General features: G+C 46.3%; 9 protein-coding genes. 3 read left to right on the top strand and 6 right to left on the bottom strand.

Going from position 1 to position 12,531, the window contains the following annotated elements; translation table 11 throughout:
• Positions 1-5: 5 nt before the first annotated feature.
• From LKX84_RS13440 to dinB, 3 genes are all read right to left on the bottom strand, one after another.
• Positions 6-428, bottom strand: coding sequence for a hypothetical protein (locus tag LKX84_RS13440; protein ID WP_228237681.1), 423 nt, complete (start codon positions 426-428; stop codon positions 6-8).
• A gap of 430 nt (positions 429-858) precedes the next feature.
• On the bottom strand, positions 859-3,837 hold the full coding sequence (locus LKX84_RS13435) for a DNA polymerase III subunit alpha (RefSeq protein ID WP_228237680.1): 2,979 nt from the start codon (positions 3,835-3,837) through the stop codon (positions 859-861).
• Complete coding sequence (gene dinB / locus LKX84_RS13430; RefSeq protein WP_228237679.1) at positions 3,837-5,051, bottom strand: DNA polymerase IV; 1,215 nt, start codon at positions 5,049-5,051, stop codon at positions 3,837-3,839. Before dinB ends, LKX84_RS13435 begins: the two co-directional genes overlap by 1 nt.
• A gap of 118 nt (positions 5,052-5,169) precedes the next feature.
• Here dinB and LKX84_RS13425 point away from each other — a divergent pair, with 118 nt between their 5' ends.
• Complete coding sequence (locus LKX84_RS13425) at positions 5,170-5,928, top strand: SOS response-associated peptidase (RefSeq protein ID WP_228237678.1); 759 nt, start codon at positions 5,170-5,172, stop codon at positions 5,926-5,928.
• A gap of 43 nt (positions 5,929-5,971) precedes the next feature.
• Here LKX84_RS13425 and LKX84_RS13420 read toward each other — a convergent pair whose 3' ends face one another.
• Positions 5,972-7,768: a ParB/RepB/Spo0J family partition protein gene (locus LKX84_RS13420; protein ID WP_228237677.1), complete on the bottom strand. Its 1,797-nt coding sequence runs from the start codon at positions 7,766-7,768 to the stop codon at positions 5,972-5,974.
• A 234-nt stretch (positions 7,769-8,002) separates the two neighbouring features.
• On the opposite strand from LKX84_RS13420, the gene LKX84_RS13415 reads away from it, so the two are divergent.
• Complete coding sequence (locus LKX84_RS13415; RefSeq protein WP_228237676.1) at positions 8,003-8,332, top strand: DUF6660 family protein; 330 nt, start codon at positions 8,003-8,005, stop codon at positions 8,330-8,332.
• Between the two features lie 71 nt (positions 8,333-8,403).
• Positions 8,404-10,581 carry a TonB-dependent receptor gene (locus LKX84_RS13410; RefSeq protein ID WP_228237675.1) on the top strand — a complete coding sequence of 726 codons (2,178 nt, stop codon included), beginning with the start codon at positions 8,404-8,406 and terminating at the stop codon, positions 10,579-10,581.
• Positions 10,582-10,819: 238 nt separating this feature from the next.
• Here LKX84_RS13410 and LKX84_RS13405 read toward each other — a convergent pair whose 3' ends face one another.
• Positions 10,820-11,686 carry a nucleotidyl transferase AbiEii/AbiGii toxin family protein gene (locus LKX84_RS13405; RefSeq protein ID WP_228237674.1) on the bottom strand — a complete coding sequence of 289 codons (867 nt, stop codon included), beginning with the start codon at positions 11,684-11,686 and terminating at the stop codon, positions 10,820-10,822.
• On the bottom strand, positions 11,687-12,490 hold the full coding sequence (locus LKX84_RS13400; protein ID WP_228237673.1) for a hypothetical protein: 804 nt from the start codon (positions 12,488-12,490) through the stop codon (positions 11,687-11,689).
• Positions 12,491-12,531: the final 41 nt, after the last annotated feature.

Raw genomic sequence — 12,531 nt, 5'->3', positions numbered from 1 at the left:
ATGGGTTATGGTTTTAATTCCAGCTTTGTATGGTCCAGTACAAATAGTTCCGTTCCGGATGGAATGGGTTCAAAGAGATTGGTCTCTTCTTCCGTAAGGTTTTTAAGTGTTCCGGAAAAAACAACCACTGCGCCGGTGGTTTTCAAATCCTCTTCAAGGTCACACAGAATACCATAGATTACGGTATCAATATTGGTACCTTCTTCCGGTTCCGGAGCATATCTTACCGCGTAAACGTCAGGTCCATCAAAATAGCTGATGGTACCTTCAAGATCGACCACCTCTTGATAGGTCGTTCTTTCAAGTCCACATCCCTGAAATTTCCCTTCCCCGTCATCATCATTATTACATGATTGGAGGCCAAATATCATGACCAATGCATAAAAAATATTCTGTCCCAAGCTCATTACTGTTTTATTGTTTTTCATAATGTCAAATTATTAGATTACTTGTTATCAATCGTTAAGGGTTTATTACTATAAAGATTAATCTTACAACAAAGGTTTTGTGTTATGACTAGGAGATGCCCATTTTTTATCTGGGTTGCCCTTCGGAATATGACCAAATTGTTATCATCGAACCATAAGCAAGGGTTCGCCAATGACATATGATATTTATATTGTTCAATAGGGAAACCTTTACAAATCAAAAATTGGATGATTGTCGGTGGAAGTGTTTTTTGACGACCGTTCGAACAGGTGTTATTTCCAAACCCTATTGGAGCTAGATTGTTGTCGGATTTTGATCGGTTGTATCACTTTTGCTCATGATATATCAACCAAGATCTATTTAATAGGCCCGTTGTACTTCCCATTAGATCATTGCATGATTCACAGCACATCTCAATACCCGAATCGTTTAAATACCAATAGAAACAGATTTCACCTGCCTCGGGTCGGGTTTCAAGGGCTGCTTGATCGTCAACACCACCTCCAGACTATAGTGTCCGAACTCCTCGGTCACCGTTCCATGGCACAGATAGATGCCCTTTCCATGAATGGGTGTGGATGCCATTGTTTGGGGAAAGTGGACACAGTCAAAAAAGTGACCTGCCAGATCAAGCATGGTGGTAAAGCGCATGGTGTCCCCTTTGGATGTGGTGTTCAACCGGGTATGCACCAGGGAGCCATAGATCCATATCTTTTGGTTGACATGGGTTTCAAAATCACCCGCAGTCAACCGGCTCCTTACCTTGCCGTCCATGAGTTCATAATACCCGCAAAGTGGAAATCCCAAGAGTTCCATTTGGTCATAGGCATCCTCAATAGGATGGGAAGGTAAATTTGGTAGTGTAAAATGCCTGTGGTTGGGTTTGAACAGTAGTTTCTGGACCGTATCCTTTCGATGGGCCTTGGTCTTGAACACGGCCTGCCAAAGCACTTGCTTTTTGGGTATCCCAAAGACACGAAAGGCATCGATACGCACCAAGATGGTCAACTGTTCGATGGCAATCGGGACGCGGTCGATAAAATCATCAAAATCCCGGAATTTGCCATGGAGCTGCCTTTCGTTCAAAATGCGTTGGATGACCAAGCGTTCCAAACTCCGAAGCTGTCCCAGTCCCAAATAAATGTGCTTGCCATAGATGGCATTGACGTGGTCACTTCGGTTAATGCATGGCGGATGGATGACCCCGCCCCACATTTTGGTCTCGTGCACATAAAGCTCCGTATCATAGAACCCTCCCCCATTGTTGAGCACGGCCACCATAAACTCCAGAGGAAAGTAACATTTCAGATACAGGCTCTGGTAGCTTTCCACGGCATAGGAAGCGGAATGTCCCTTGGCAAAGGCATAGCCTGCAAAGCTCTCGATCTGTTCCCAGACCATTTGGGTCAGGGCGGCATCGTGCCCCTTATGCTTACAGTTTTCAAAAAACTTGAGTTTCACCGCTTGGAACTCCTCCCGGGAGCGGAACTTTCCGCTCATCCCCCGCCTCAGCACATCGGCCTCCCCAAGGTCCAATCCTGCAAAGAGATGGGCCACCTTGAGCACATCCTCTTGATAGACCATTATCCCGTGGGTCTCTGGCATAATCTCCAACAAAATGGGATTGGCCTCCTTACGGCGTTCCGGTTCCCGTTCCCTACGGATGTACTCATCCTTCATTCCCGAGGAAGATACTCCAGGACGGATTACGGAACTGGCAGCTACCAATCCCAGATAGTCATGGGTCCGTAGCTTTTTCATCAGCCCCCGCATGGCAGGGGATTCCACATAGTAGGCCCCTATGGCCCTCCCTTCGCTCAACAGCCGGTTGATATTGGCATCCTTCTTCATGGCCTCCACACTCTTGATGTCCCAAAGCACGGCATCAGGCTGGTTACCCTTAATGACCTCCACCGCTTCCTTGATCTTGGCCAATCCCCGTTGCCCCAAAATATCAAACTTGAACAGGCCCACATCCTCGGCAATGATCATATCGAACTGCACCGTCGGGAACCCCTTCGGTGGCAGGGTCGTGGCCGAGTAATAGTGCTCGGAACGGTCCAAGATCAGGATTCCCGAGGAATGTACACTGATATAATTCGGCATCCCATGGATATAGGTGGCATATTTCAGCACCAATCGGGCCAATTCGTCCAAGCTTCCCTGCTCATAGCGACCCGCACTGAGCTTATCGATTTCCTCCGTGGGCAAGCCGAACACCTTGCCCAGTTCCCGCACGGCGGCCCGGTACTTAAAGGTGTTATAGGTGCCCAAGAGGGCCACATGTCCGAAACGCTTGAAGATATAGGCCGTGACATCATCTCGGTCCCAAGTGGAGAAATCAATGTCAAAATCCGGGGGCGAGGCCCGAAAGGGATTGATGAACCGTTCGAAATACAGGTCCAGTTCAATGGGATCCACATCGGTGATCCCGATAAGGTAGGCCACCAGACTGTTGGCCCCACTTCCCCTACCCACATAGGGATAACCCTTGGACTTGGCATAGGAGACGATATCATGGTTGATCAAAAAATAGGACACAAAATCCAGCTCTTGGATGGTACGCAGTTCCCTGAACATTCGCTCCCTGACCTTTTCGGTAGGATGGGCATAGCGTCGGGGCAACCCATCCAAGGCCAGTTCCCGCAACCGTTCCACATCCATGGCCTTGGACGCTAAAAAACGGGACTGGTTCTGGGAAACCCGTTCACTTCCAAACCCAAAGGCAATGGAACAGGAGTCCATTAGCCGCTGGGTATTCTTCCAAATATGTGGAACATCGGCCAAGGCTTTTTTTAGTTCTTCCATTGGCCGAAGGGTATCGGTAGGTCTGGCCTCCTCGGACTGGGGCAATTTGCTCAACAGTGTGTTCAAGCCTATGGCCCGAAGCAACCGATGGGTATTGAAATCCTTTTTGTTGCGAAAACTCACGGGCTGCAACAACACCAATCTGTCTTTAAAATCCCGATACCTGGAGAACCGTAACTTCCGGAGCTCTTCTACTGATACCCCTATGTATTCATAAGCCCTGAAATCCGTTCGTTCCTCTTCCTGTATCTTCTCGAAGGGATAGATGACATGGACATGTTCAAATATTGGAGCCACGAAGGGAATGGGCGTTCCCTTGTGCAGGTGTTGGGAAAGAAAGGCATTGATTTCCCGAAACCCCTCATTGTTTTGGGCCAGGCCCACAAACTCCTGTATGTTCCCGTTCCGAAAATCAATTCCCAGAATGGGACGTATCCCTTGCTCATTGGCCAAGCGTACAAAGTTCATGCCCGCCGAACTGTTGTTGATGTCGGTCAGGGCCAAGGTTTCCACCCCATGGGAACGGGCCAACTCCAAAAGCTCTGTTTCGGAGAGCACCCCGTAGTTCAAAGAGTAATATGTATGGCAGTTCAGGTACATTATTGTTGTCTATGGGCCAATAAGATGGGCGGTTGTCCGTCAAAGGGATTACCTCCCCTTCCTATACTATGGGCCCCCATGGCCGAGGCACGCATCAAACTGGATTCCCCAAATCGATTCCGTACACGATCCATGGCCTGATAGAGGTTGAGCAGTTTTTCGTCATCCGCGAACAGGTCGATCTGATAGTGCCCCCCTACAATATGGCTGTAGTTGACCCCAACAAGTCGGATGAGCATCCTTCGGTCATAAAGGGAGGTAAAGAGTTCCTTCACCATGGGTACCAACACATGGTCCGCAGAAGTATAGGGAACCCGTTTCTGCTTGGTGTAGGTCTTGAAATCACTATACCGGATCTTCACACTTACACAGCCCGTCATCTTGTTGGCCCTTCGGAGTTGGTAGGCCAGGTTCTCAGCCATGGCGAACAAGGTGGTCTCCAGTTTGACCATATCGGTGGTATCCTTTCCATAGGTGCGTTCCGTGGAAATGGACTTCCGTTCATGAAACGGGACCAAGGGGGAATTGTCCAGCCCCTGGGCCCGCATCCAAATGGTCCGTCCGTGCAGGCCAAAGGCACTTTCCAACATTTCCAAGGGCAATTCCTGTACGGTCTGTATGGTGGTCACCCCCATATTGGAGAGAAGCCCATAGGTCTTTTCCCCCACCGAGGGCAGTTTACGGATGTGCAGGGGAGCCAAGAACTCCTTTTCAAGTCCAAGGTCGATCTTCATCTGGTTGTTGGGCTTGGCCTCCCCGGTGGCCACTTTGGAGACCACCTTGTTCTGGGAGAGTCCAAAGGAAATGGGCAATCCCGTCTCTTTCAGAATCCTCTGCCGCATTTCAGAGGCGTATTTGTAACAACCAAAGAAACGGTCCATCCCGGAAAGGTCGGCATAGAACTCGTCCACACTGGCCTTTTCAAAGACCGGCACGCTTTCCTTGATGATCTCGGTCACATTGTCCGAAAACTTCATATAGGTCCCCGCATTACCCTTGATGACCGTGGCCTCTGGGCACAACCTACGGGCCACTTTCATGGACATCCCAGAATGCACCCCGAAGCGACGGGTCTCATAGCTACAGGCCGCGACCACCCCTCTGTCCCCCAACCCACCGACCAAGAGTGGCCGCTTCATCAGACGGCTGTCCAACAGCCGCTCACAGGAGACGAAGAAGGTATCCAGATCGAGATGGAGAATGGTGGGCTTCATAAAACTTATTGGATTTATTCCTATAATTTGGAAAATATCCAAATGTACGGAAAGGGTTGACCCATTTCAAAACTTTAACAATTTTGACTATCTTAATACAGCATAATTCAACCTCAAGATGTGCTACTCGACCAGACAGACCCGGGAACGGAAGGAACTGGAGAAATTGCTCTCCGTCAAGGCCATGTACGGTGATTTGGATACCGACTTGGAACTCATTTATTTCCATGCCAACGGCTGGAGCCATCCCGTGATGTGGACCTTGGGCCAGGAAGAGCCCAACAATATGCTCCCTGCCATGTGGGGTATCATGCCCCCAAAGGAAAAACAGGAAAACTATACGGAGTACTTTAAGAACCCAAAGACCTTTGGAGGACTCAATGCCAAATCCGAAAAGCTGTTTGACCATTTCGTGTACCGGTACTGTTGGGAGAACCAGCGGTGCATCATTCCAGTGGATGGTTTCTTCGAACCACACAATACGAAAGTGAAAGTCAAGGGCAAAGACTTTAAGGTTCCCTTTTACTTCCATAGAAAGAACGGCGACCCCATATACCTAGCAGGCATCTATACCAACACGGTTGATGGTAGAAGGACCTTTGCGGTATTGACAAAGGACGCCACCCCCATGTTTGCCGATATCCACAATGAAAAGAAAAGGCGGCCTGTCATCATTGATGACGAAAACTTGGATGCTTGGTTGCATAACGGCAACAATGAATCCGACGTTCAAGATCTTATCGATGACGATTTATGGGAAGGTGATCTGGAAGCCTATCCCGTCACCAAGGATCTATATAGCAGAACTGTGGATTCCAACTATCCGGGCATCATTGACAAAGTGGAATACGAGGAAGTGTCGATTTCCTATGATTGACCAAAAAAATAGGGGCCTGTTTTCAGACCCCCAGTGATAAAAATCAATCCTTGAATGCTTTGGCCTGCTGTTCCAGGACAACTATCCTTTCCTTGATCCGTGCTTCTCGCTTTTGCCGACTTTCAGCATATGCATCCTCAATACCTGAAATCTTATCCTTGTAGAAGGATTGCATTGCGATATAAAAGGATCGGTTGGTCAGGTCATTCGTGTGATTACTTTCCCCAAGGTGCACCTGCCGAGTCAATAGAAACCTTAGCAGTCTATGGAAAGTCTCTTTCTTGAAGTTTTCTTTGAACCGGGCCACCAGCTCTTCGTGGGATAACCTTGAATCATCCCCAAAGAAGTCCTTAAAATGTTCCCTTTGGCTATAAAACCCGATGTTGTTCTCGAACAATGAGATGGAAATGGCCACCATTTCATCCGTGGTCAATGGTTTCTTTCGATCAATATAATCCGTCTCCCTGATCATGTCCACCACCTCCTTGAACTGGTTATTGTTCTCGATCTGTTTTTTCCGCATTTCCCGAGCATTGATCTTGATGATCTGTTCCTCTGGGGTACATTCTGACATCTTACGTTTCTCCAAGGATTTGGCACCTGAGCTTCCACCATCTGTTTCTTCCCTGACCTTCACAAAAACAGGCTGTGTCAAATAGGTATCCGTTTCCAGCAGAATTCCCTTTTCAAATCCATGGTCCAAGGCATTGTCCCATACGTTCTTTTCCTCTGCAAAGGATTCTAGAGCCTCGTCCAAGAATTCAGTCAACTCTTCCTCTGTATATTCATAATGCCGGTGCTCCTCTTTAATACTTTCCAAGGTAGGCTCAATTGGCTGCTTTAATATATCCAGTCCATTGGTCAAGTGTACCTCAAGACCAACTTTTTCCATTTGGGCCATGACCCATTGGTTGTGTTCCTCCTCCATCCAGTATTTGCTGATGTTGGGTACCAGTTTCAGTCCCTCCTTTTTCACCCTTTTCAAGAGTTTCATAAATGTCTTGGTCTTTTTGTTCTCAAAACAGGATGTCCGGGTACAGACCATCTTCCCTTCCCCGAACAAGTTACCTTGGTTCGCGGCATTGAAGGGACAGACAACACATGCCCCTGCTTTGGGCACCAAAGTTTTGTCCCTTACATCAAAGCAAGCTTTGGTCAGGTCAAAGGTCCGGCTTTCGATCATCCGTTTGATCCGATGCACTTGGTATTCTCCTTCAATGCTTTCCAGCATCATCTGTTGTTCCCCAGGTTCAAAAAGAGCCACTGCCACCCCAAGGGAGATGGTCATTTCCCCATTTCGGACAAAGACCCTGAACCCTTCGATCAAGCCGGCCAATTTGATGCGCTGGCGGATATAGTTCTCGGAACGGCCCAATCGTTTGGCAATCTCGTTCGATTCGTAACGGCCCAACAGAAACTGGATGGCCTCTGCCTCCTCTGTGGGTTCCACATCCTTCCGTTGCAGGTTCTCAATGATCTGCACTTCCAGGACTTTGGTATCGACATAGTTCCTTACCATTGCAGGGATAGTGGTCAATCCTGCCAATCTACTGGCACGGAACCGACGTTCACCCATGACGATGATAAAGCCATCATCTGATTTTCGTACCGTGATCGGCTGTAACACCCCATGTTCGGCAATGCTCTGTGCCAAATGATGGAGACTTTGCTCATCAAAGGTTTTTCGGGGTTGTGTCGGATCTGGAAAAATCGAATCGATTTCCAACATCTGGATTTGGGGAACAGAATTCCGTTCCTTCTGCGGTGTGGGTCGCTTTACTTTTGATGATTGCTTGGCGTTTCCCTTGCGTGTCGCTCTTTGTTTTGTTTGTGCTTCCATGATTTTTGGATTTTGGTTAAACAATATTTGAGCATAGACCAAGCGGAAGACAAAATTTTGGAGTGGCAAGGAAACGGAATAAAAAGAGACTTACGGAACGGTTTTATGCCGTCCCTTGTCCGAGAAAATTATGCGAGCTTAACTTTCGGGAATATTGGATTAAATAGCTTTAATCTCTATGGAGATTACCATTTCTCCCATTTTTAGGAGCGTTTATTTCATTAACTTAGTAGCATGAAATTCATTGCAGTAATACTGTCATTGGTCACTTTGACGCTTTCATCATATCCATGTTGTCAGGAGACAAGTACCTGCTCCAGTATTTCTGATGTTTTGGACAATTGCTCGGATGATGACCGGCCAGAAGCCCCTCACGACAAGGACACTCCCTGTTCTCCATTTTACACTTGTGGTAGGTGTCCTGGTTTCACGATTACATATGAGACCTTGGAATTAATTTCCATGGATTGCGAGCTGCTGACAGCTCCCATTCCCTATATTGAACAACTGCCCAAGGAAGTATATTTTCATTCACTGAAGCCCCCACGCACATTTGAAGTTTAGTCAATCCTAATTTTTAAATGTTCTAGGTCAATTCCTTTTGGCCTGGATTCAACATATTCAAAAATCATAAAATGAAAGTAAAAGTAATCCTTATACTATCCCTTTTGGGGATGGTATCCATGCATGCACAGAACAGTCTTGATCTTGTGGTCAAGGATTCCCTTAATGATGAGCCTCTCATTGGGGTCACCGCAATGTTGGTCTCCCTGAACAAAGGGGCCATATCCGATGAGATGGGAAGAATACATATGGAGGATATCCCAAATGGGACCTTCCAGCTTAAGCTGAGCTATATCGGGTATGCCACTGTGGAACGCAACCTTACCTTTCCCTTGGATGAAAAAGCTCAAGGACAGGTCTTTTCACTGATACCTCAGACGGAAGAAATGGAAGAGGTGACACTTATCTCCACCAGGAGCAGCCGGACCATTGAGGACATCCCTACCCGGGTCGAGGTCATTGCAGGGGAAGAACTCTCCGAAAAGGGTAATATGAAACCTGGGGATATCCGGATGCTGCTCAATGAGAGTACTGGGATCCGTACCCAACAGACTTCTGCCACCAGTTACAATAGCAGTATCCGCATCCAAGGGCTGGATGGGAAGTACACCCAGCTCCTTCGGGATGGATTTCCCCTGTATTCAGGATTTGCCAGTGGCCTCAGTCTTATGCAAATTGCACCTTTGGACCTGAAACAAGTGGAGGTCATCAAAGGGTCAAGTTCCACCCTCTATGGAGGAGGGGCCATTGCCGGTTTGGTCAATTTGATTTCAAAAAAACCGGAAGAGGAACCCGAGCTCAGTTTTATGGCAAACGGAACCTCGGCCCTTGGTCTGGACCTCAGTGGCTTTTATTCACAAAAGTCCGACAAAGTTGGCACCACGGTATTCGCCTCCTACAATCTGGGGACACCTTATGATCCTGCGAATATCAGTTTGACTGCCATTCCAGAGTTTGATCGCTTAACCCTTAACCCCAAATTGTACCTCTATCTCGGGGAGGATACCGAACTCCTGCTGGGAATAAATGCTATTTGGGAGGACCGCCTTGGGGGAAACATGGACTATGTCAAAGGGGAGGCTGTGACAGATCCTTACTTTGAATCCAATGAAACAGAACGGCTTTCTACACAACTGGGATTCAAACATTCCTTTAATGCCCGAAATCGATTGGAAGTCAAGAATAGTTTTAGTTTTTATGACCGTACCATCGAGATACCGGATTTTACTTTTTCGGGATACCAACGTTCGTCCTTCAGTGAACTGAATTTTTCCACAAACACCCCAAATGATGTTGAATGGGTATTTGGAGCCAACCTTTGGACGGAATATTTCAACGATACAAGGGAAGATCAGACCGGGGCCTTGGACCAATCCTACCAGATTTTTGGCTTGTTTGCCCAAAATGTTTGGCCCATTGATGAAACGCTGTCATTGGAGACTGGTCTTCGGGCAGATTTCCATTCTGATTACGGAGCCATGGCTCTTCCTAGGCTTTCGGTGCTGTACGAACCCAACCGAGCTTTAACTTTTCGGTTGGGCGGTGGTATGGGATATAAGACTCCTACTGTGTTCACTGAGGATGCAGAGCGGGTGCAATTCAGGGACGTTCTGCCCATCAATGTGGATCAAGCGGAACTTGAACGCTCATTGGGAGGGAATTTCGATGTCAATTATAAGTGGGTTCCCTTGCCAGGGATGACGATGTCCATCAATACGCTCTTGTTTTATACCAAAATCAATGACCCCATGACTTTGGTGGCGAATGACAATGGGTTGTATGAATTCCAACAATATGGAGGATATGTGGATACTCGTGGAGCCGAGGTCAACCTAAAAATAAAATATGGGGATTTCAATCTCTTTACAGGGTATACACATGCCAATGTCAAACAGCATGAAAATGGGATGGTATCGGATTTTCCATTGGTGGCCAAGCACCGTTTGAACAATGTTTTGATGTTTGAAAAGGAAGACAATCTTTGGGTGGGCCTTGAGGCCTATTACTATAGTCCACAGAAACTGGGCAACGGGGATACCGGGCAGTCCTATTGGATCGTAGGCCTGATGAGCGAGAAAAGGTTGGGGGAACATGTTTCGGTCTTTCTCAACTTTGAGAATTTTTTGGATACCCGACAAACCAAGTTCGGTTCAATCTATTCCGGAAATCTGAGTGATCCACAATTTTTGGATATTTATGCTCCGGTGGATGGATTCGTGGTAAACGGTGGGTTTAAAATCCGTTTGTGATTTTAAAAGGTAACCCTGGCCAAACAATGAACCGAAAAAGGAAAATATAATAGGCTATTGATGTTTTTTTCATCATCAAACCAAAATTGACTTATGGGACGGTAATTAGCCGTCCCTTGTTTAACAAAAAGTTTGCTGGCTTAACTTTCGGGAATATTGGAATAAAAAAATGCCCCATAATCAAAATTGGTGTCCCTATTTCTAAAAAATAGGGACAGCCTTTTTGGAATTCAAACTGTTACTTGGAAGATTCGCTTGGGAAGAAAATTTCAATATTCTTTATTACCTCCGAAATGATTTCATCGGCTCCTGGGATATGATCCTCGGTAATTTGATGCGCTACACTGGTCCTCCAAGCTCTTTTCACATTTGCAATCTTGGTGTCATCCACCAAATCCGAAGGATTGGTATAAGTTAGATTTTTATGCTCCATTTTTTTAAGGAAAAGAGGAATAATCCTTTCCCAGTCCTTTTTGGAAAATTTTTGGGTCAGATGGTACAGATCATAAAAATCCCGTGGTGCCGTGTATGAACGCTGCTTCAGGGCCCTTAGCTTTTCAGCGACCACCTCGTCAATGACATAACATGGGCATTGTTTTTCACCTTGCAACCCATCGGAATAAGGATGCATAATGGGCAAAATTTCGGGTTCCAAAATGATGACCTCGTCCGTACTCACTTCCAATTTAATTTTGGTCATCCAACGATCTGGTAGCGGGGGCTGTTGGTTTTTGGAGTGATTGGCCCCCCAATATTTTATGGATACCTGAAATCCTTTGGGCTCGTCATTAAAGACCAATCGGGAAATTTCACCTACACTGAACAGGATTCCGGTCCGATCTGTAGTGGTCTTGGCAATACCTTCCAGTTTTTCCTTTTCCAGTACGAAGTCCTTCTCCCTTGCCGTGAAATCCAGATCTTCTGAAAAACGATAATTCTTGATATAGCATTTACGCAGGCATGTCCCTCCCTTGAAAATGAGGTCATCCTTATAGGTTTCAAAAAAGACCGATAGAAAATGCCCCAGGACATAGTCCTTGTCCACGGTATCGGGAGGCACCTTCCATTCTTTTGATCGCTCTATGATTTCCTTTTGAAGAATCATCTAATATCCACTTTGGGCCATTTGCAACAGGTTATCCCTTTTGATGTTCAATCGCAACTTCCATTCACTTACAAATTCCCCTTGATCCAGTCCACCGGCATCGATCAAACTATACTTTTTGTTCACCTGCTTTCTGGCATATTGGATAAAACCCTGTAAGCTATCCGCATGGAAAAGGGTTGCCAAAAAGCCCAGTCTTTTTGTCAGGGCAATATTGCCATAGGCCTTCGTATAGGTAATCAACCTTTCATTGTCCCATTTTTCATTGGCGAACGCTTTGATCAAATCGTCCAGATTACCCCCATAGCGGGGTTGGTCAAAACAATCCACTATGGTCATTTCCCTATCGGTCACCAAAAAACCATTTGCTCCAAAGCCCTCCAACATGGTACCGATATGTTTGCTTTCCTTTACGGTAACAAACTTTACCTTGGAGCCCAGGATGTTTGTATCCCTTTTCCTGTAGATGGTCTTGACAAAAAGGGTATACGGAAATCGTTCTGTAAGGTTATGATGGTGCAAAGCTGACCAATAGGCCAAGGTACTACCAGGACTAATGAATGTAGCCAGTACATTGACATTGGAATAATTGGGTTTAGCATATACCCCTCTTTCTATTCGGTTCAACAACCCCTTTTGATGGAGGTTCTCCACCAATTCATTCACATTATCCCCCAGGCTTTTGGGCAATTGGATGGCCAGTTCCTTCAATTTGAAATAAAGGATTTCATGATCCTCCAAATACTTTACTAAAGCAATATGGCTTTCATTGAGATTTTCTGAGATGTATGTACTTTTTGCCATTACCTTTTATGACACAAAGAACCCTAAAAAATAGGGTCTAT

The sequence above is a fragment of the Allomuricauda sp. M10 genome (assembly GCF_020782875.1).
Classification (GTDB): domain Bacteria; phylum Bacteroidota; class Bacteroidia; order Flavobacteriales; family Flavobacteriaceae; genus Flagellimonas.
Note: the sequence above shows the minus strand (reverse complement) of the source record. Positions and strands in the feature narration are given on the sequence as shown.